This is a genomic window from Corallococcus sp. AB038B, from assembly GCF_003668955.1.
GTDB lineage: Bacteria > Myxococcota > Myxococcia > Myxococcales > Myxococcaceae > Corallococcus > Corallococcus exiguus.
Window position 1 is genome coordinate 79,927 of the sequence record NZ_RAWO01000018.1, and the last position, 19,992, is coordinate 99,918.

Sequence of the window (19,992 nt, forward strand, 5' to 3'; positions counted from 1 at the left end):
TCCTCCGTACATTGGACAAGGTGTGGAGGCCATGCCCGAACCCGCATCCGGAGCCGTACATCCCGACCTGAGGACGGGGGCCCCCTCGCCCTGGCTGCGGCGGATCCTCCGGGGCCTGTTGGGACAGGAGCGGCGCTTCTGGGTGCTGGTGGTGGGCGTGGGCCTCATCTCCGGCCTGGGCGCGGTGGCGCTGCTCGCCGTGCTGCGCTTCACCCAGCACCTGTTCTGGCAGACGAGCTCCGAGCACTTCCTGGAGGGCGCGCTCGCGTCGCCGGGCTGGCGCCGGTTCCTGGTGCCGGTGCTGGGCGGCGCGCTGGTGACGCTGGTGTCCCTGGTGGTGGGCCAGCCCCTGCGAGGCCACGGCACCGCGGGCATCATCGAATCCATCTGGGTGAAGTCCGGCCGGCTGCCCTTCCCTCGCGCACTGCTACGCGGCTTCGTGTCCATCATCGCGGTGGCGCTGGGGGCGCCGCTCGGCCGCGAAGGCGCGCTCCTCCAGACGGGTGCGGCCAGTGGCTCCGCGATGTCCGGATGGCTGAAGCTGGGGCCGGGCCAGGCGCGCGTGCTGGTGGCGTGCGGCGCTTCAGCGGGCATCGCGTCCGCGTACAACGTCCCCATCGGCGCGGCCCTCTTCGGTCTGGAGGTGCTGCTGGGCAGCTTCGCGCTGGAGCTCTTCGGCCCCATCGTCGTGTCGTGCGTGGTGGCGACGCTCGTGTCGCGCACCCTCATCGCGGACCACCCCAGCTACGTCATCCCCCACTACGCCCTCACCCGCCCGCGCGAGCTGCTGCTCGCGATCGTCCTGGGCGTGCTCGTGGGCGGGGCCTCCGCGCTCTACGTGCGCGGCATCAACTTCACGTCCGACCTGCTGGACAAGCTGCCGTCGTGGCTCACCCCGTTCATGCCGCTGGTCGCGATGACGGTGGTGGGCGCCACCGCCATCGCGGGGCCGTACCTCATGGGCAACGGCTACGACTCCGTGAACATGGCGCTGCATGGGACGCTGCCCCTCACGCTGCTGCTCATCCTGCCCCTGGCGAAGCTGGCGGTGACGTCGCTGTGCGCGGGCGCGGGGGTGCCGGGCGGTCTCTTCACCCCGTCCCTCTTCTTCGGCGCGCTCCTGGGCGGCGCGTTCGGGATGCTGGTGGAGCGGGCGCTTCCGGGCGGTGCGGCTCCCAGCGGGGCCTACGCGCTGCTCGGCATGGGCGCGGTGCTCGCGGGCACCACGCATGCTTCCGTGTCCGCGGTGCTGATGATCTTCGAGATGACCGGCGACTACGACCTCATCCTCCCGCTGATGCTCGCCGCGGTGGTGGCCGCCGTCGTCAGCCGCCGGCTGGAGCCGGAGTCGCTCTACACGTCCGTGCTCGCGAAGCGGGACGTGCGCGTGCCCGCCTCCGTGCCGCACTGGCTGCGGGAGGAAGGCGTGCGCTCGCTCCTGTCACCGGCCACGCAGCGGGTGCCTCCCTCCGCGCCCTTTGACGAGGTGGTGGTGCTGCTCCTGGAGCAGCCCGCGGGCGCGGACCTCTACGTCACCGACGCGGAGGGGCGCCTGTTGGGCGTCATCACCCTGGACGCGCTCAAGGGCCACCTTCCGGACCACTCGCTGCTCCAGGCCACCGTGGCCGCGGACGTGATGGACACCGGTGTGCAGCCCATCACCCCGGACCTGTCCCTGGCGGAGGTGGCCGCGCGGTTCGGCCACACGGAGTTGGACCGCTTGCCCGTGGTGGACGGACGCCGGCACCTGCTGGGTTCGCTCTCCAAGGGCGACCTGCTCAAGCGGGGGCGCTTCTAGATGGAGCTGGAGCCCCGCACGCGCGCGTGGAGCATCGTCGCCATGAGCCTGCTGTGCGTCGTGCTGGCGTGGGTGCTGCTGCGCACGCCACCGCACCCCGGTCAGCACCTGGAGCCAACGGAACCCACGGAAGAACCCTCCCGGGGCAATCCCTACCGGGGCTGGCCGCTCTTCCAGGGTTGGCAGATACCGCAGCCCCCGGACACGCCTCCGTCACACGACACGAAGCCGTCCAACGCGCCCCAGCAACGTTGAAGGTCCACCGTCCTCTCACCCCGGGGGGACGGTCCAGGGCGGGCAACCAGACGGGCTGCGCGTGAAGCGCTTGCATGCAGGAGGGCCAGGAGGAAGATGGCCGCCGTCTTGGACGCCACTCCGTTCAACTTCGTCGCCATCGTGCTGTGCATCTCCATTGGAGCGGGCCTGATGGGTTCGCTGCTGGGACTGGGCGGCGGCCTCATCCTCATCCCCGTCCTCACGCTCGTGCTCAAGGTGGACATCCGCTACGCGGTGGGCGCCTCCATCGTGTCCGTCATCGCCACGTCCAGCGGCGCGGCGGCGGCGTACGTGCGCGACGGGCTGGCCAACATGCGCGTGGCCATGTTCCTGGAGCTGGCCACCGTGGCGGGCGCCGTCACGGGCGCGATGCTCGCGGGCATGGTGAGCGGCCGCGCGCTGTACTTCCTCTTCGGCGCGGTGATGGCCTACTCGGCGCTCGCGATGCTGCGCAAGCTGCGCGAGGACGGCAGACCCCGTGAAGAGCCGCCGCCGGATGCCCTCGCGGACCGGCTCGCGCTGCACGGCAGCTACTACGACGTCTCCACCGGCGGCGAGGTGGCGTACCGCGTGCACCGTCCGCTCGTGGGACTGGGGCTCATGTACGTCGCGGGCACGGTGAGCGGGCTCCTGGGCATCGGCTCCGGCGCGCTGAAGGTGCCGGCCATGGACCTGGCCATGGGGCTGCCCATCAAGGTCTCCACCGCCACCAGCAACTTCATGATTGGCGTCACGGCGGCGGCCAGCGCGGGCATCTACTTCGCGCGAGGCGACATCGACCCGTTCATCGCCGGCCCCGTCTGCGTGGGCGTCACGCTGGGCGCGTTCGCGGGCTCGCGCTACCTCACGAAGCTCAAGAGCGGCTCCCTGCGCAGGCTCTTCGTGGCCGTCCTGCTGTGGGTGTCGTACGAGATGCTGTCCAAGGGAATCCACGGATGAGCTCGATCACCGACGAACCTCCGTCTCCTCGGGAGACCCTCACCACCACCGCCGTCGCGCAGGACGAGGTGGTGCCGCTCACGCCGGAGCTGCTCATCAGCCAGCTGTTGCGCGGCGGCGTGCTGCTCAGCCTGTCGCTCGTCACGTGCGGCATGGTGATGACCTTCTTCCGGCACCCGGACTACTTCTCGTCCTCGACCGCGCTCCAGCGCCTCACCTCGCCGGACGACGCGCCGCACCAACTGACGGACGTCTTCGAGGGCGTCATGGCCGTGCGCGGCCAGTCCTTCGTGATGGCCGGGCTCCTGGTGATGATCACCGTGCCCGTGCTGCGCGTGGCCCTGTCCCTGGGCATCTTCCGCGCGCAGAAGGACCGCGCCTTCGCCGCCATCACCACCGGCGTGCTCGCGCTGCTCCTGCTCGCCTTCCTGCTGGGCGGTGTGGAGTAGTCCACTCAGCAGTCCACCCGTTCGTCACATCCACTCGGGCGCGAAAAGCACTACAACGCGCGCCCATGGCCGAACGCGATCTGCCCATCCTCCTCGTGCGCCACGCCGTGGCCGAGGACTCCCACGCCCTGGGCGACGAGGCCCGCGCCCTCACCCCGCAGGGCCGCGCCGCCTTCCGTCAGCACGCGAAGAAGCTCACGCGCCTCACGCCGCTCATGGGCATCATCACCAGCCCCCTGGTGCGCGCGGTGCAGACCGCGGAGCTGCTCGCGGACGCGCTCGGCCTGTCCCACGTGGAGGTCCACCCCGCGCTCGTCCCCATGAAGGGCGCGGCCCGCAACGTGCTCAAGCTGGCGCTCGACGTGGGCCCGGGCTGGGCGCTGGTGGGACACAATCCCTCGCTGGAGCGTGCCGCCGCGCTCGCGCTGGGCCATGCCCTGCCGGACAAGCTCCGCAAGGGCTGCGCGGTCGCCCTGCGGCCCGAAGGCCGCGAATTCACCCTGCAGTGGATGGCCGCGCCGGGGCGTTCCCTGCGGCGCCCGTGATCCACCTCCTCGGGTGACGAGGTGTTTTTCCGGGATTGGGTCGCATGCGGGAAGAGCCGTTGCGGTAGGATGCTCGCTTCGGCGACTCATGCATGCCCCCCAGGCCACAGCCCTCGCGGTTCCCGGCGCCAGACACGGCCTGGAGCACGCGTGCGCGACGGTCGTGGCACGCGTGAGCAGTTTGCTGAAGCTGATGCTGATGGCAGGGGTCGTCATCGGGCTCGGGTTGCTGCCCGGCGTGATGGCGCCCAACAAGCCCTTCACGCCCACCGTCCCGATGAGCCAGGGGCAGGGCAATCAGGGCCCCTTCGAGGAAGACCATCCCCGTGCCGACGTCGGCATCAAGGTCTTCGCGGAGAAGCACCGCCGTTCGGGCGGCCTGTTCATCGAACCGGTCCCCACCGAATGCGGCCTGGCCGCGTTCCTCGCCTCGCTCCAACCCGCGTTGCGCGGCGTGGCCCCCGTGGCCCCGCCTGACGCTCCGGATGAGCCAGGCATCGCGCTGCGCCGCAAACAACTGCCGCGCCGCGGTGGCATGGACGAAGCCGCCGCCGTCTGACGTCCGCCGTCCCCCGCGCCTGGAGTCCATGAGCCGCGCGGCGTGGACGCCGTCATCCCGGTGGTGCCCAACGAAATGAATGGCGACGGCCACGGCGCGGATGCGCTGAGCCGCACGCCGAAGGTGGCCTCGCGCAGCCCAGGCGAGGACAAGTGGCGCGGACGGCCCCGTCCCCCTTCTCCTCGGGGCCCGTCCGCGCCCGTCGTATTCGCGCACACCTTTCCGTGACGGACGTGACGCACTTGTTGCCGGCGCGTCACGTAGGCGCGAAGCGATGCGCGCACAGTACGTGCCCGCCATGTCCCACGTACTCATCGTCGACGACGAGCGCGACCTAGCGGAGCTCATCGACTTCAACCTGCGCGGCGCGGGCTTCACCACCCGCGTGGCCTTCACCGGGGAAGCTGCGCTCACCGCCGCGCGAGAGCAGACCCCGGACGTGGTGCTGCTGGACCTGATGCTGCCGGACCTGTCCGGCATCGAGGTCTGCCGCCACCTGCGCGCCAACCCCCGTCTGCGTGACGTGCTCATCGTCATGCTCACCGCCAAGAGCGAGGAGGCGGACCGCATCCGAGGCTTCGAGGTCGGCGCGGACGACTACGTCGTCAAGCCCTTCTCCGTGCGCGAGCTGGTGCTGCGGCTCAAGGCCATCCTCCGGCGCTCGTCCTCGCCCCAGGAGGGCACCCCGCCCCTGGCGCTGGGCCCCCTGCGCCTGGACGTCACCCAGCACCGCTTCTTCGTGGAGGAGAAGGAGACGCCCCTCACCGCGCTGGAGTTCCGCCTGCTGGAGTACCTCATGGCCCGCCTGGGCCGGGTGCAGACCCGTGAACAGCTGCTGGAGCAGGTCTGGGGCCTGTCCAGCGCGCTGGAGACGCGCACCATCGACACGCACGTGATGCGCCTGCGCGACAAGCTGGGCCCTGCCCGTGCCCTCCTGGAGACGGTGCGCGGTGTCGGCTATCGCATCGTGGATCCGGCGGCCGGGTAGCCAGGCGCTCCCTGCCGTAACCCATTTGTCACACAAGGGCCGTCAAACGGCCACATCGGGTCCATAGATCGTCACGGGACCTCGACACCCTTCGAGGAGGAGACACCTCATGAAGAAGACTCTGCTCTCAAGCTTCGTCGCCTTCGGGCTCGCCGTCCTCCCGCTGACCGCCCAGGCAGGCACGGTGACGGTGAAGGGCTCGGACACCATGGTCATCCTCGCCCAGCGCTGGGCGGAGGCGTTCATGAAGAAGAACCCCGCCACCAAGATTCAGGTGACGGGCGGCGGCTCCGGCACGGGCCTGGCGGCCCTGCAGAACGGCACCACCGACATCGCCATGTCCAGCCGGGAGATCAAGGAGGCGGAGTCGGCGAAGATCAGCGCCCGCAACAAGACCGCGCCCACCGCGCTGTCCGTGGCCAAGGACGGCGTCACCTTCTACGTCAACGACACCAACAAGGTGGACGCGCTCAGCACGGAGCAGCTCAAGTCCATCTACCTGGGCGACACGACGAACTGGAAGGACGTGGGCGGACAGGACGCTCCCATCGTCCCGTACTCGCGTGAGAACTCCTCCGGCACCTACGTCTTCGTGAAGGACCACGTGCTGGGCGGCGAGGACTTCGCCCCGGAGGCGCAGACGCTCCCCGGCACGGCCGCGGTGGTCAACGCGGTGGCCAAGGAGAAGAACGGCATCGGCTACGGCGGCGCCGCGTACGGCAAGGGCATCAAGGAGCTGAAGGTGAAGAAGGGCAACGAGACCTTCGCCCCTAGCGCGGAGAACGTGAAGAGCGGCAAGTACCCGCTGTCGCGCGACCTGTTCTTCTACCTGGGCAAGGTGCCCGCGGGCGAAGTGAAGGCGTTCATCGACTTCGCGCTGTCCGCCGAGGGTCAGGCCATCGTCACCCAGGTCGGCTACTTCCCTGTGAAGTAGTTGGCGTCACGCGATTGTCACCCGGCGCGGGGTTCCCATGTTGGATAGACAGGCCGTCATGCAGGAGCAGGACCTCGCGCCCCCAGTGGCGCTGCCCATGCTGTCGCCCGCGGCACGCCGGCGCCAGCTGAAGGAGAAGGCCATCGCCGCCCTCATCACGGCGGTGGCCTTCACGGGCATCGCCGCGCTGGTGCTCATCCTCGTCTTCGTGGCGAAGGAGGCGCTGACGCTCGTCACCGATGCGGCGGCGCGCGAAGAGGCCAGCTTCTCCAAGATGTTCCTTCCCCAGATGGTGCGGAAGGGAAAGCCCCTGGCCTACGTGTGGCAGCCGGTGTCCGGCGTGCCCAAGGTCAGCATGATTCCGCTCTTCATCGGCACGCTGAAGACGACGGCCGTGTCCATGCTGGTGGCCGTGCCCCTGGGCATCTTCGGCGCGCTGTTCGCCGCGGAGTTCGCCCCCCGCCGCCTGCGCGAAATCCTCAAGCCCACCATCGAGCTGCTCGCCGGCATCCCGTCCGTGGTGCTGGGCTTCTTCGCCCTGATGGTGATGGCCTCCTTCCTCCAGGAGACGTTCGGCTTCACGTCCCGGCTCAACGCCGTGGTGGCGGGCCTGGGCCTGGCGCTGGCCATCGTGCCGGTCATCTTCACGGTGACGGAGGACGCGCTCACCGCCGTGCCGCGCAGCTACCGGGAGGCCTCCCTGGCGCTGGGCGCCACGCCCTGGGAGACCGCGTGGAAGGTGGTCCTCCCCGCGGCGGCCCCCGGCATCCTCGCCGCGTGCGTGCTGGGCTTCGGGCGCGCCATCGGTGAGACGATGATCGTCCTCATGGCCTCCGGTAACGCCGCCATCGTGTCCTGGAACCTGGGGGACTCCGTGCGTTCGCTGTCCGCCACCATCGCCGCGGAGATGGGCGAGGTGGTGGTGGGCAGCCCGCACTACGCGCTGCTCTTCTTCATCGGCGTGGAGCTGTTCCTCTTCACCTTCGTGCTCAACATGCTCGCGGGGGTGTGGACGAAGAAGGTCATCCAGCGGCTCAAGGGAGGTGCGGGGTGAAGCACGCCACACGCAAGGTCGTGGGCCTGTCGCTCGTGTCCCTCACGGGGCTGGCCGCGTTCGTCATGGTGGCGATGCTCGCCATCATCCTCCTGGACGTCGTCCGGGGCGGCTGGAGCCACCTGTCCTGGCAGTTCCTCTCCCAGGCGCCGTCGGACGGGATGATGGGCGGCGGCATCTTCCCCGCCCTCTTCGGCACCGCGGCGCTCACGCTGCTCATGACCCTGGCGGTGATGCCGGTGGGCGTGCTCACCGCGGTGTACCTGCATGAGTACGCCCGGCCCTCCAGCTTCCTGGCCCGCGCGGTGCGCGTGGCGGTGGCGAACCTGGCGGGCGTGCCGTCCATCGTGTTCGGCCTCTTCGGCCTGGGCTTCTTCATCCTCTTCGTGGGCAAGGGCCTGGACCACGCGCTGGGCTACGAGGAGCTGCACTGGGCCCAGCCGGGCATCCTCTGGGCGTCGCTCACGCTGGCGGTGCTCACCCTGCCCGTCGTCATCGTGTCCACGGAAGAGGCGCTGCGCGCCGTGCCTCAGGAGCAGCGCACCGCGAGCCTGGCGCTGGGAGCCACCCAGTCGCAGACGCTGGCGCGGGTGGTGCTGCCGGGCGCGCTGCCGGGCATCCTCACCGGCGCGGTGCTGGCCGTCTCCCGTGGCGCGGGTGAAGTGGCCCCCATCCTCTTCACCGGCGCGGCGTACTTCCTGCCGGACCTGCCCACGAGCCTGAACTCTCAGTTCATGCACCTGGGCTACCACACCTACGTGCTGGCCACGCAGTCGCCGGACGTGGAGGCCACCCGCCCGCTGCTTTACGCGACGGTGCTGGTGCTGCTGCTCCTCACCTTCGCCCTGAACCTGGTCGCGGTCGTCATCCGCACGCGCACGCGCCGCAAGGCCGCTGCCGGACACTGACGCTCTTCATCCCATGCCCCTCTCCTCCGCCACGCCTCGCAACAAGATGGAAGCCCGCGAGCTCACCCTGCGCTACGGCAGCAAGGTGGCCATCAAGCAGGTGAGCCTGCCCATCCTCGAGCACAAGGTGACGGCGCTCATCGGCCCGTCCGGCTGCGGCAAGTCCACCTTCCTGCGCTCGCTCAACCGGATGAACGACCTCATCCCGGGCGCGAACCACGACGGCAGCGTGTTCCTGGACGGCCGCAGCATCCACGACCGCTCGCTGGACGTGGTGGACCTGCGCCGGCGGGTGGGCATGGTGTTCCAGAAGTCCAACCCCTTCCCCAAGTCCATCTTCGAGAACGTCGCCTACGGCCTGCGCGTGGGCGGACTCAAGGACAAGGCGAAGCTCGCCGCCCGGGTGGAGAAGTCCCTGCGCGGCGCTGCGCTGTGGGACGAGGTGAAGGACCGGATGGAGGAAAGCGCCCTGGGCCTGTCCGGCGGTCAGCAGCAGCGCCTGTGCATCGCGCGCGCACTGGCGGTGGAGCCGGAGGTGCTGCTGATGGACGAGCCCGCGTCCGCGTTGGACCCCATCGCGACGGCGAAGATCGAAGAGCTCATCCACGAGCTCAAGGCCACGTACACCATCGCCATCGTGACCCACAACATGCAGCAGGCCGCGCGCGTGAGCGACCGGACGGCTTTCTTCTACATGGGAGAATTGGTGGAGTGCGGTCCCACGGAGCAGATCTTCACCAATCCCCACGAGAAGCGCACGGAGGACTACGTCACCGGGAAGTTCGGCTGAAGCCCTCCCGCGCGACGGAACAGGACGACATGGCGGCCACGCACACCGACAAGGCATTCGAGCAGGACCTGCGCAACCTGCGCGAAAAGCTGCTCGCCATGGGGGCCAAGGTGGAGGCCCTCATCTCCCAGAGCACCCGCGCCCTCACCGACCGCGACTCGGCGCTGGCGGAGCAGGTGGTAGGGGCGGACCGCGAGGTGAACCGGCTGGAGGTCGACATCGACGACCTGTGCCGCCGCATCCTCGCGCTGCGCCAGCCGGCCGCGTCCGACCTGCGCCTCATCACCACGGCGCTGAAGATCGTCACCGACCTGGAGCGCATTGGTGACCTGGCGGTGAACATCGCCGAGCGCGCCATGGACCTGAACCAGGCGCCGCCGCTGGCGCCGTACGTGGACACGCCGAAGCTGGCGGAGCTGGCGCAGCAGCAGGTGAAGAAGGCCCTGGACGCATTCGTGTCCGGGGACGCGGCCAAGGCGGAGGACGTCCTCAAGGGGGATGACCTGCTGGATGCCCTCTTCCTGAAAATCTTCAACGAGCTGCTGGCGTACATGATGGAGGACTCGCGCAACATCCGCCGGGCCACGGCGTTGATGTTCATCGCGAAGCACCTGGAGCGCATTGGCGACCACGCGCTCAACGTGGCGGAGATGGTCATCTACATGGTGCGTGGCAAGGACGTGCGCCACCCGCGCAGTCGCGACCTGGAGTAGTTCCGGGCGGCTTCACCGGCGTGTCACGGCGAGTTGGCTGTCCCGCCGTTCCGCCGCCCCGGTCCCGCCTTGTGGGACCTCTAGGGTGGCGACATGCTCATCGCATCCAGCCTCCTCCTGGCCGCGTCCGCAGTGGGCCTCGTCGCCCTCCTCCTCCAGGCGCTGTTCGTGCGCCGCCACCGCCGCACCGTCCCCGCCGGCCCCACGAATAAGCCCGGCCTGTCCATCCTCAAGCCGCTGTGCGGCGTGGATGACGACCTGGAGGCGAACCTCGCCTGCTTCGCGCGGCTGCCCTACCCCCACTACGAAGTCCTGCTGGGCGTGAAGGACGCTCGCGACCCCGCCTACGCGGTGGCGCGGGCGGCGCAGGCGAAGTGGCCCCACGTCATGCGCGTGGTGCTCCAGGAGGGCGAGCCCGGCCTCAACCCCAAGGTGAACCAGCTGGTGACGCTGTCGTCCGAGGCCCGGTACGACTTGTGGGTGGTGAGCGACAGCAACACCCGCGTGGGGGACGGCTACCTGGAGGAGATCGCCGCGGCCTTCGAGGACCCCACGGTGGGCTGCGTGACGCACCCGGTGGCGGGCCTGGGTGAGAAGACCTTCGGTTCGCTCCTGGACAACCTGCACCTGTCCTCCAGCGCGGCGGCGGGGATGATCGCCGCGAAGCACGTGGCGGACCGGGACATCGTGGTGGGCAAGTCCATGGCGCTGCGCCGCGAGGACGTGGAGGCGCTGGGCGGCTTCTTCTCCGTGAAGGACGTGCTGGCGGAGGACTACGTCATTGGCCAGTGGGTGACGCGCAAGCTGGGCAAGCGCGTGGTGCTGGCGCACGCCCCTGTCTTCAACGTGTCCCTGCGCAAGAGCGTGGACGCCTTCTTCCAGCGCTACCTGCGCTGGAGCGTCATCCACCGCACAGCGGTATCGCCCTCGACGTACCTGGCGCAGGCGCTCCTCAACCCGGCTCCGCTCGCGGTGCTGGGTGCGTTGATCCACCCGTCCGCGCTCACGGGCCTGGCGGCGCTGGCGGTGGCGCTGGGCAAGGTCTGGGTGGACGTAGCGGTGTTCCGCGCGCTGCGGCCCCAGCCCGTTTCCTTGCGCGCGGCGCCCGCGGTGCTGGTGAAGGACGCGCTGCTCTTCGCCGCGTGGTGGCACGGCGCGTTCAGGCGCACGGTGGACTGGCGCGGCACGCGGTTGCGCGTGGTGTCAGGCACGCGCCTGGTGCCGATGCGTGCTCGTGGCACTCCCGCGACGGAGTGGATCCCCAGCAACGGGGTGGGGTGAACGACGCTGGCCCAACTTTTGACGATCCTTCGTACAGCAACCCTCGCCGCTCGAAGACGCGATGCCTATCTCCTTCAACATGCCCTCCCTGAAGCTGGCGCATCTTTCGGATCTTCACCTGGACATGAGCCGCGAGAGCGATGCATCCGCGTCCTCATTGGTGAAGGCCCTGACAGCGCAGGAGGTGGATCACGTGGTGGTGACGGGAGACCTCACGCACCGCGGTTCCCACGCCGAGTTCCAGCGCTTCCGTGAACACTTCTCGCCCTGGATGGAGACCGGACGCCTCACCTTCATCCCCGGCAACCATGACCGGCCCGGCGAGGATGTGGGCAGCGTCTTCATGGAGGGTCGCAAGGTCCACACGGTGGAGAAGGCGGGCCTCTTCCTGGTCTGCGTGGACTCCACCGGTGAGCACAACCGCAACTATTTCCACAGCCACGGCGAACTGACGGAAGGCGTCGTGGACGAAGTGGACCGCGCGCTGGAGCAGGCGCCGAAGGACACGCTGGTCGCGGTGCTGCTGCACCACCACGTGATGCCGCTGCCGCTGGAGAGCTTCCCGGAGTGGATCGCCACGAAGTTCGGATTGCCCCACGCGTCGGAGCTCGCGTTGGGAAGCCGACTGCTGGAGCGCGTGGGCGGCCGGGCGGACCTGGTGCTGCACGGCCACCGCCACATCCCCAGCGAGGCGGACCTGGGCACCCCGGGTGAGCGCTCCTTGCGTGTCTACAACTCGGGCAGCAGCACGGACCTGGGCCGCTTCCGCGTCTTCAGCCACGTGGCCGGCCAGATGGTGGGTGAGCCCGCGTGGTGCCAGGCGTCGGAGCCGGCGAAGCCGCGCACGGCGGTCCACAACGTCAGGCCCGCCCTCCAGTACCTGGTGGGCCAGCTGGGCATGGCGCTGTTCTAGGGCCTGCCCGGCTGCCTGCTGGAGGCTGTCCTCAAGTACAAGTGTCGCGAATGCCAGCGGGTCCCTGGAAGGTTCTCCTCAGGTCAGGAGGATGCTTGGGGCGACTCGCGCTGGATGATGGGGCTCGGAAGGTCCTGGTCGTGGATGACGACGCGGACTGGAGGGAGTTCCTCCGGGTGAGCCTGGAGGACCTCGGTTATGAGACCACCGAGGCAGCAGACGGACAGGAGGCGCTCGACTCGCTGCGGCGGGGCGAGCGCTTCGGCGTCATGCTGCTGGACCTGAACATGCCGGGGATGAGTGGCCTGGAGGTGGTGGAGAAGCTTCCACGCGCGTCCACCAACCCGCGCATCGTCTTCCTCACCTCCGCGGCTGCGCAGGATGTGGGCAGCGCACTCATGTCCGGTCCCCACTACTACCTGCCCAAGGGAGCGAGTCGCGACCAATTGTCGCTCCTCCTGCAATCGCTGGGGGTGTAGGACTGGAGGCGTCACCCGCCGCCACGTGGCGGGGTGGATCCAGCCAGGAGGGCCGCCATCGTCACGGAGCTCGTCATCATCCTCTTGCTGGTCCTGGCCAATGGCGTCTTCGCGGGCGCCGAGCTGGGCCTGCTGTCCGTGCGCAAGACGCGGCTGAAGGAGCTGCTGGAGCAGGGCAGCAAGTCCGCGAAGGCCGTCGCGGCGCTGCGGGATGATCCGGAGCGGTTGCTGGCCACGGTGCAGATTGGCATCACGGTGATTGGCTCCACGGCGGCAGCCTTCGGCGGCGCGAGCATCGCGCACCGGCTGTCGGGGGTGCTGGCCGGGTTGGGTGTGCCGGAGGCCACGGCGAGCCAGGTGGCGTTCGCGCTGGTGGTCGCGCTGGTGTCGTACCTGTCGCTGGTGCTGGGGGAGCTGGTGCCCAAGTCCCTGGCGCTGCGCTACTCCGAGCAGTACGCGCTGACGCTGGGCCGGCCCCTCAAGGCGTTGGCGTGGGTGATGCGGCCCCTGGTGTGGTTCCTCACCGCGAGCTCCAACGTGGTGCTGAAGCTCTTCGGGGACAAGACGAACTTCTCCGAGTCGCGCCTGTCGCCGGACGAGTTGCTCCAGCTGGTGGAGGAGGCGTCGAAGCAGGGCACGTTGGATCCGCGCGCGGGGGAGATTGCGTCGCGCGCCTTCGCGCTGGGGGATTTGACGCTGGGCGAGGTGATGGTGACGCGCGAGCACATCGTCGCGTTGCGCCGGCACGCGAGCAACGAGGAGATCCGCCAGGTGCTGCTGGAGCACGGGCATTCGCGGATGCCGGTGTACGAGGGCACGCTGGACAACGTGGTGGGCTACATCGTGGCCAAGGACCTGCTGGGCGTGGCCTGGGAGGGGCACCTCATCGTCCTGGAGGACGTGCTGCGCCCGCCGCTGTTCCTGGTGGAGTCCATGCGCGCCATCGCGGCGATGAAGGAGCTGCAGCGCCGGCGGATGCAGTTGGCGGTGGTGGTGGACGAGCACGGCGGCGTGGTGGGGCTGGTGACGGTGGAGGACCTGGTGGAGGAGCTCGTGGGGGACATCCTCAGCGAGTCCGAGACGCCGGAGGTGCTGGTGCGGCGCGAAGGCCCCAGCATCGCGGTGGTGCAGGGCGAGGCGAGCCTGCGCGAAGTGAACCGCGCGCTGGAGCTGGAGCTGGAGGAGAGCGAGGACTACTCCACCGTCGCGGGCCTGTGCATCGCGCTCGCGGGAGGCGCCATCCCGGAGCAGGGCACGAAGCTGCCCATGCCGGACGGCACGGTGCTGGAGGTGCTGGAGGCGTCACCGCGCCGCGTGCGCCAGGTGCGCTTCCACCTTCCGGAACAGCCCGCGCAGCCCGAGGCGTGACGCCGGGACTACCTCCTCCGTGTGAATCCAGACGGGTACCCCGCCAGGCTGTTGGTGATGACGCACCGGGTCGTTATAACCCCGAGCGGGACGCACCGGCCCCGGGAGGATCACGCAGCGGATGTCGTCATCACCCCCACGCATCGCGTTCGCCATCGAGACGACGCTCGGCAACGCGGTGTTCCTGGACAACCTCAAGCGGGCGATGGCGCGGCGCAACGACATCGTGCCGGTGTGGCTGCCCATCGACGAGCACGCGGATGACGTCTGGGAGCAGCTGCCGCTGGTGCGCTCGCGGCTGTCGGTGCGCGGAGGGCTGCGCGCCCGGAGTGCGCTGAACCAGGCCTCCGCGCGGGAGCCGGTGCGGGCCGCGGTGGTGCACACGCAGCGGCTGGCGCACCTGGCGCACGACTTCATGCGCCGCGTGCCGAGCGTCATCTCCACGGACGCCACGCCGAGCGGGCTGGAGGACTACCTGCGCTACTACGGCCTGCGCTCGCAGCACGCGGGCTGGGTGGGCCGGGCGAAGAACGCTCTGCACCGGCGCACGTACGCCATCGCGAAGGGAGTGCTGTCCTTCTCCCGGTTCACCAAGCGCTCGCTGGTGGAGGAGTACGGCGTGCCCGACGCGAGCGTGCACGTCGTGTGGCCCAGCGTGGACACGACGCTGTGGCGGCCCGCGCCGGAGAAGAAGCCCCGGGACGGCGTGGTACGGCTGCTCTTCGTGGGCGGCGACCTGGGGCGCAAGGGCGGCAAGCTGCTCCTGCGCTGGGCGCGGGAGACGCGGCGGAAGGGCTGGCATCTGGACCTGGTGACGTCCACGCCCTTCGAGGCGCCGCCGGGGGTGCGCGTCCACGTGGGCATGCAGCCGAACTCGCCGGAGCTGATTGGCCTGGCGCAGGCGGCGGACCTCTTCGTGCTGCCGACGATGGCGGACATGTCGTCGTGGGCCATCGCGGAGGCGAAGGCCGCGGGCCTGGCGGTGGTGTCCACGCCCGCGGGCGGCGTGGGCGAGCTGGTGCGTGACGGCGTGGACGGGCACATCGTTCCGGTGGGGGACTACGCCGCGCTGGCGAACACGTTGGACGCGCTGGTGCAGCGCCCGGATACACTGGAGGCCATGGGACTGGAGGCCCGCCGCATGGCCGAGGCGCACATGGACCTGGACACGACGTGTTCGCGGATGCTCGCGTTCATCCGTCAGGTGACGGGCGTCTGAGCGGGACATGCGCTCGCGCCATCCCGCTCTGGAGCATGTGCACCCGCAGGCCCGGGGCGGTCCCATGGATCGCCAGCTCCGGGTCACCCTGCACTTCCATCCGGATGTCCTCTTCGAGGGAAGCGGCATCCTGACCGCGATGCGCCGTGACGGCCGGTACCGATCCCAGTTCGAGACGCGCACGAGCAACGGCGGACTCACGGCGTTTCCCGACGGAGCCCGCTGGCGGTGGGAGAGCCGCCTCTTCAATGGCTTCTATGATGCGCGCCACGGCAGCGAGCGCCCCAAGTACGGCTCGCTGAACTTCCGCGGAGAGGCCCATGGGGGCTCTCCCCGCTTCGGCTCCAGCTACTTCCGGCTGACGGAGGCAGCGCTGGACCGCTCCAGCTTCTGCTTCCCGGACAGCGTCTTCGAGCCCACGTCCTTCGGGACCTCCGAGCGGATGGCGCTGATTGGCCTGGCGGAGGCCACGCCCTTCGAGGATCCGCTGGACTGGTACGTCGAGGCCCACGTCCATGGCGACCTCCGGATTCCGGAGGACATCGAGGCCCTGGTGCTCGACCCCAGCTACGAGGGGACCCCCATCGAGGACGAAGCGCGCGCGTTGGGCGTCCGCGTGGAATGGCATCCGGGCTATGCCGTCACGCTGAACGAACTGCGGCCCCACGCGAGCTACCGGGGTGACGACATCCTCCGGCTCGCGGAGCAGCTCGCGGACGATGAACGCCTCACGCCGTTCATCCTGGGCCTGGCTCGCGCGGACGCGTCGGTGGATCCCCAGTCCCTCAAGAAGGTCTGGCACTGCCTGGCCCGCTTCGGCCGGAGCTGGGAAGGGCCCGCCCTGCCCCGAGGCGGTGGCTGAAGCCCTTGCGCAACGGCGGGCTTACGGTTTCGCCGCGAGGGTGCGGGCGAAGTCCGGCTCCAGGCGCTGGAGCAGTTGCCACTCCAGGTCACGGTCGCGGTTCGCTGGGACGAGCCGCGAGCCCTGGATACCATCCGGCTGGTATTCCGGGCGCGGCTCCGACTGACCGGACCGGCTGGGCGCGAGCGCGATGGAGCGCTCGTTGCGGTAGTACCGGATGGTGCATTGACCGGAGCCGCGCTCGGTGCCGACCAAGAAGAAGCTCGCGTAGTGGGTCCCCAGCGAGGAGGGCGGAGTGATCTGCGCCCATTCCGTCCGGGCCTCGTAGCGGGTGGGATCCGCGATGACCGAGAAGCCCTTGTCCTTGAGCAGGGCAAGGGCCGTGGGCCACACGTCCGCGAGCTGCTTGCGATACACATGTTCGCGGACCTCATCCTCCAGCGCGACCTGCTGGCGTTGGGCCGCGCAGCCCATGCCCATCAAGAGCAGGACCGGGATGGTCAGCAGGCAGACTGCGCGGGGCGACGACGTCTTCCGAGGGTTCATGAGTCCGTCTCCAGGTGGGCTGAGGCAACGCCATCCCCTGGAACGTCCAACCCCCGCCGGCATACCGCCGCGAGCAGCGCACGCCCCAAAAGCAAAGGCCCGGAATCCCTGGGATTTCCCCAGTGATTCCGGGCCCTTACATCTGCGCGCGATGCAGGATTCGAACCTGCGGCCTTTGGCTCCGGAGGCCAATCTTGGGCGTCGGTTTCGTTTGGGGACGCTTGGGGTTCATTGGGTTCCTCAGTGTTTCTAAGGGGTTGTGAGGTGGTGGGTTTGGGTTGTGCTGGGTTCGGTTGGGTCGTTTCGGGTTTCTTGGGTGGAAACTAGGTGGAAGCCATTTCCCTCTGAGGGGGCGGGTCGGACGGGGGCGAGGAGCCACCGCCGAACGCCCGGTTCAAGGCCTCCCGCTGCACGTCCACGTTCTTCGCGTGGTAGTGCTTGAGGGTCGTCTTCATGTCTGCGTGGTCGGCCTGGAGCTGGGCCACTCGAGCGTTGCCCGTCACGTCGATGATGCGGGTGATGGCGCTGCTCCGGAGGTCCTTGAACGAGAAGGCGCCGGGGATGACCTTCGGCCAAAGGGCGAAACCACATCGCGGGCACGGCGTGGACTTGCCGCTCTTCGCGGTCTCGCTAAAGCCGCAACCCCGCCGACGACAGATGAGCCGGTAGCCCTGGATGATCTTCGCGGCCTTGAGGGCGGCCTTGAAGCGAGCGTGGGGACTCGTCTTCGGCAGCTGGCCGCCGTCCTCGTAGCAGAAGAGGTACTCGCCCCGGCGGCGAGCCCACATGGCACGCAGGTACGGAAGCAGAACATCGGGGATGACGGCAGGCCGTGACGACTCGCTGCGCTGCATCGTCGTGACGCGCTTTGCGCGCGTCGTCTCTATGACGCCGCGGCGGAAGTCCACGTGCTCCCACTTCATCCGCCGCAGTTCGATGTATCGGAGCGCAAGGTGCGCGGCCACCCAGATGAGGTCCTTGAGCCACGGCAGCGTCGCTGCGTCACGCAGGGCTTCCAACTGGGACCAGGTCAACGCCTTTGGGTTGGCGTCAGGCACCGCGATGGCCTCCACCTCGTGGACGGGGTTCCTCTCCACGAGCCCGTCCTTCATCGCCCACTTGAAGAAGGCCGACAGCGTCATGCGCAGGTGCCGGCGCGTCTGCTGGCCGTAGCCGTCATCCAGCTTCGCGGCCAGCAGCTCGTCGATGTTGGTCGGGCGAATCTGCCCCACCGGAAGCGCACCAAGCGCGGGCAGGATGTGGAGACGCCAGCGGGACTCCAAGCTGTTGAAGCTGGCCTGGTGCCGCGAGGCCTTCAGGAACCGCGGGGCGGCCTCCGCCAACGTCTCCGCTGTCGGCTCCGTCCCGAGGTTGTTCCGGGTCCGCCACGCGCGCTCCTCCAGGTCGCGCGCGTTCTTGCGGGCCTCCGTGAGCGTGCGGCCCTTGACGGCCCGCTCCACCTTCCTGCCCGCTGAGTCCTTGAGAATGGCGTAGTAGCGCTGCCCGCGCTTCCGGACACCGGCCATGTCAGTGCCCCCGCCCCTTCGCGACGGCGACCGGCTTGCCGACGAGCCACTTCGCGACGGTCTCCGGGTCGAAGTACAGGATGCCGCCGCGCTTCGTGTGCGGGAGATCGCCCGCTGCCACGTGCGTGTACACCCAGTCCTTCGAGCGGCCTGCGTAGGCGGCCACGTTGTCCACGTTCCAATGGTCGGGCGGCAGTTCCGACCGGGGCACCGGAGTACGACGCGAGCGCTTCCTCGCCTCCGGTGCCTCATGATCCAGCGGCGTCGTAGCGCCCTGGTTGAAGTCATCACTCATCGAATACCCCACCAGCACGGCACTGAACGAAGGATTAGGTTTGAAGTGTGGCAACAACCTGAAAGGTTGTCACCCTGGCCGCGCCATGCACGCCCTGATCAATCGGGCGGGGCACGCGCGCACGAAGAGCAACTGCCGCGCCAACTCAGGGAGGTAGAACGGAAGGGGCGCGCCTCGTCAGGACCAACAGGAAGCCTCGACGACAGCGCACCGCTCCCAGCACGCGAGGGCAGAGCCTCGACATGGGGAGCGTGAGCGACGGAGGTGCCATGTATGGACGCACCGTCCGAGCCTGTGGATCCTGGATGTTCGGAGCGAAGCAACGCGGCGTGTGACGACGTCCCATGGCGACCCCAAAACAGGCCCCGCTGGTGCTTGCTGGTCACCAGCGGGAACCTGCGGACACGCCACAGCGCCACGACGCGGTTGTGGGGCCCTATCACCGCCAGCCAACAAAGGCTGACGAGTGAATTCGGACTAGATCGTTTGGGGCTACCGCTGCCAGCAAGTCAGCGGGTGCTGCGGAACTGATGAATTAATCGTTACTGCCAGTACGGCCAGAAAGCAAGTCCACTCACTGCGCAATCGGTCGCGGCGCTTCGGTGCCGTCCGATAGCACCATGAAGGGCGCGTAGCAGACGCTCTTGTGCTCGAAGTAGTCGTCGCCGCAAGGGGGCGCCTGTTTCACCGCGACCCAGCAAGCTCCGATGATCTCTTCCTGGTTCTTCTTGCACGGCGGCCGGCGCTGGCCCTTGAACGGCTTGCCGGGCATATCGAGCGCGATTCGGACCATCTGGTCCAAACCGTAGACTGGGACGGGCGGAGTCACGTCGATCTCGCTGAGCGAGGTTTCTGCGATGCCCGTCGTGAGCACTGCGCGCTCCGGCTCGGGCATTGCCGATTTGGGCTTCTCTGGAGTTGAAGGCCCCTGGCGAACCCCTACGGCCAGCAGCAAGCTGGCCGTCAGTCCCACAAGGGCCGCGTTCTTCCACTGAGCAGCGATGATGAGACGGACCGAAGCCAGTCGGCGTCGCGCGCGCCCGATCTGCCGTCGCCAGCGCGGCACAGGAGGCGCCATCAGGTGATCCAGCACCACCGGCTTGCGCCTGACCTGGTCCACTACGTTCGACAAATCACCCAGCGTCACCGCTATCTCCTCGCACACGTCGGCGGGAGAGACCGATGCGGGCGCCTGGATCGTGAGCACTTCCACGAACGCCTGTCCGTTGAGCGACTCGACGCGCGCAGACCATGAGCACGGCGAATCGCCATCCACCTGGTCCGCTGTCGGCCGGACGCCGAGCGCTGCATGCCCGGTATGACCATTTGAAGCCAAGTAGACGTCTCCATGCTCCGTGTCGTGCGCGACGCGCTGCTTCACAACGAACGGACCTACCCTGCCGGTTTCCCAGCCATTGTCAGCCGCGCGCGCTCCCGAACTCGCACCACCACCTCCGCGCGCCCGCTGGGACGTACCACCCTGGCCGGTATTCATCGGCTTCCGCATGAACCTCTCCCGCCCGTCTGCCTGGGCACCGTAGCGCCAAGCT

The 19,992-nt window shown here is 69.0% G+C and carries 23 protein-coding genes; 19 read left to right on the forward strand and 4 right to left on the reverse strand.

Annotated features, from left to right (window positions below; translation table 11 throughout):
* Window positions 1-31 precede the first annotated feature (31 nt).
* From D7Y04_RS39770 to D7Y04_RS39860, 19 genes are all read left to right on the forward strand, one after another.
* The gene (locus D7Y04_RS39770) at window positions 32-1,798 is read left to right on the forward strand and encodes a chloride channel protein (RefSeq protein WP_121762704.1); all 1,767 of its coding nucleotides are present in this window, start codon (window positions 32-34) and stop codon (window positions 1,796-1,798) included.
* A complete protein-coding gene (locus D7Y04_RS39775) occupies window positions 1,799-2,053 on the forward strand; it encodes a hypothetical protein (protein WP_120594254.1) in 255 nt (84 codons plus the stop codon). It abuts the gene before it with no gap.
* Window positions 2,054-2,149: 96 nt separating this feature from the next.
* Window positions 2,150-3,013 carry a sulfite exporter TauE/SafE family protein gene (locus tag D7Y04_RS39780; RefSeq protein ID WP_121762705.1) on the forward strand — a complete coding sequence of 288 codons (864 nt, stop codon included), beginning with the start codon at window positions 2,150-2,152 and terminating at the stop codon, window positions 3,011-3,013.
* Complete coding sequence (locus D7Y04_RS39785; protein WP_121762706.1) at window positions 3,010-3,462, forward strand: DUF1634 domain-containing protein; 453 nt, start codon at window positions 3,010-3,012, stop codon at window positions 3,460-3,462. The genes D7Y04_RS39780 and D7Y04_RS39785 overlap by 4 nt, the downstream gene beginning before the upstream one ends.
* A 65-nt stretch (window positions 3,463-3,527) precedes the next feature.
* Entirely contained in the window at window positions 3,528-4,007 is a 480-nt protein-coding gene (locus D7Y04_RS39790) for a histidine phosphatase family protein (protein WP_121762707.1), read from the forward strand.
* Between the two features lie 172 nt (window positions 4,008-4,179).
* On the forward strand, window positions 4,180-4,566 hold the full coding sequence (locus D7Y04_RS39795; RefSeq protein ID WP_120580412.1) for a hypothetical protein: 387 nt from the start codon (window positions 4,180-4,182) through the stop codon (window positions 4,564-4,566).
* A 42-nt stretch (window positions 4,567-4,608) separates the two neighbouring features.
* The gene (locus D7Y04_RS39800) at window positions 4,609-4,794 is read left to right on the forward strand and encodes a hypothetical protein (protein ID WP_120594258.1); all 186 of its coding nucleotides are present in this window, start codon (window positions 4,609-4,611) and stop codon (window positions 4,792-4,794) included.
* 70 nt (window positions 4,795-4,864) lie between these two features.
* Window positions 4,865-5,554: a response regulator gene (locus tag D7Y04_RS39805; protein ID WP_120594270.1), complete on the forward strand. Its 690-nt coding sequence runs from the start codon at window positions 4,865-4,867 to the stop codon at window positions 5,552-5,554.
* Between the two features lie 109 nt (window positions 5,555-5,663).
* Window positions 5,664-6,488, forward strand: a complete 825-nt coding sequence (locus D7Y04_RS39810) for a phosphate ABC transporter substrate-binding protein (RefSeq protein ID WP_121762708.1) — start codon at window positions 5,664-5,666, stop codon at window positions 6,486-6,488.
* A 58-nt stretch (window positions 6,489-6,546) separates the two neighbouring features.
* A complete protein-coding gene (gene pstC / locus D7Y04_RS39815) occupies window positions 6,547-7,542 on the forward strand; it encodes a phosphate ABC transporter permease subunit PstC (RefSeq protein ID WP_171807065.1) in 996 nt (331 codons plus the stop codon).
* Window positions 7,539-8,450: a phosphate ABC transporter permease PstA gene (pstA, locus tag D7Y04_RS39820; RefSeq protein WP_120594260.1), complete on the forward strand. Its 912-nt coding sequence runs from the start codon at window positions 7,539-7,541 to the stop codon at window positions 8,448-8,450. Before pstC ends, pstA begins: the two co-directional genes overlap by 4 nt.
* Window positions 8,451-8,496: 46 nt before the next feature.
* The gene (gene pstB, locus D7Y04_RS39825) at window positions 8,497-9,240 is read left to right on the forward strand and encodes a phosphate ABC transporter ATP-binding protein PstB (protein ID WP_120594271.1); all 744 of its coding nucleotides are present in this window, start codon (window positions 8,497-8,499) and stop codon (window positions 9,238-9,240) included.
* Between the two features lie 29 nt (window positions 9,241-9,269).
* Complete coding sequence (gene phoU, locus D7Y04_RS39830) at window positions 9,270-9,953, forward strand: phosphate signaling complex protein PhoU (protein WP_120567750.1); 684 nt, start codon at window positions 9,270-9,272, stop codon at window positions 9,951-9,953.
* Window positions 9,954-10,046: 93 nt separating this feature from the next.
* Entirely contained in the window at window positions 10,047-11,234 is a 1,188-nt protein-coding gene (locus tag D7Y04_RS39835) for a ceramide glucosyltransferase (RefSeq protein WP_121762709.1), read from the forward strand.
* Window positions 11,235-11,295: 61 nt separating this feature from the next.
* Window positions 11,296-12,147, forward strand: a complete 852-nt coding sequence (locus tag D7Y04_RS39840; RefSeq protein ID WP_121762710.1) for a metallophosphoesterase — start codon at window positions 11,296-11,298, stop codon at window positions 12,145-12,147.
* Between the two features lie 95 nt (window positions 12,148-12,242).
* Window positions 12,243-12,626 (forward strand): response regulator, encoded by a 384-nt coding sequence (locus D7Y04_RS39845; protein ID WP_120567753.1) that lies wholly within the window; start codon window positions 12,243-12,245, stop codon window positions 12,624-12,626.
* A gap of 84 nt (window positions 12,627-12,710) precedes the next feature.
* A complete protein-coding gene (locus D7Y04_RS39850; protein WP_120594273.1) occupies window positions 12,711-13,994 on the forward strand; it encodes a hemolysin family protein in 1,284 nt (427 codons plus the stop codon).
* Window positions 13,995-14,115: 121 nt separating this feature from the next.
* Window positions 14,116-15,213, forward strand: coding sequence for a glycosyltransferase family 4 protein (locus D7Y04_RS39855; protein ID WP_121762711.1), 1,098 nt, complete (start codon window positions 14,116-14,118; stop codon window positions 15,211-15,213).
* A 64-nt stretch (window positions 15,214-15,277) separates the two neighbouring features.
* Window positions 15,278-16,075, forward strand: a complete 798-nt coding sequence (locus D7Y04_RS39860; protein ID WP_233601801.1) for a DUF3626 domain-containing protein — start codon at window positions 15,278-15,280, stop codon at window positions 16,073-16,075.
* A gap of 21 nt (window positions 16,076-16,096) precedes the next feature.
* Here the strand turns inward: D7Y04_RS39860 and D7Y04_RS39865 are convergent, their stop codons facing one another.
* From D7Y04_RS39865 to D7Y04_RS39875, 4 genes are all read right to left on the reverse strand, one after another.
* Window positions 16,097-16,621: a hypothetical protein gene (locus tag D7Y04_RS39865; RefSeq protein WP_121762713.1), complete on the reverse strand. Its 525-nt coding sequence runs from the start codon at window positions 16,619-16,621 to the stop codon at window positions 16,097-16,099.
* Window positions 16,622-16,944: 323 nt separating this feature from the next.
* Window positions 16,945-18,147, reverse strand: a complete 1,203-nt coding sequence (locus D7Y04_RS39870; protein WP_158627668.1) for a site-specific integrase — start codon at window positions 18,145-18,147, stop codon at window positions 16,945-16,947.
* A 1-nt stretch (window position 18,148) separates the two neighbouring features.
* Window positions 18,149-18,442 carry a helix-turn-helix domain-containing protein gene (locus tag D7Y04_RS44690; protein ID WP_158627669.1) on the reverse strand — a complete coding sequence of 98 codons (294 nt, stop codon included), beginning with the start codon at window positions 18,440-18,442 and terminating at the stop codon, window positions 18,149-18,151.
* Between the two features lie 574 nt (window positions 18,443-19,016).
* Window positions 19,017-19,949, reverse strand: a complete 933-nt coding sequence (locus D7Y04_RS39875; protein ID WP_147477290.1) for a hypothetical protein — start codon at window positions 19,947-19,949, stop codon at window positions 19,017-19,019.
* Between the last annotated feature and the right edge of the window lie 43 nt (window positions 19,950-19,992).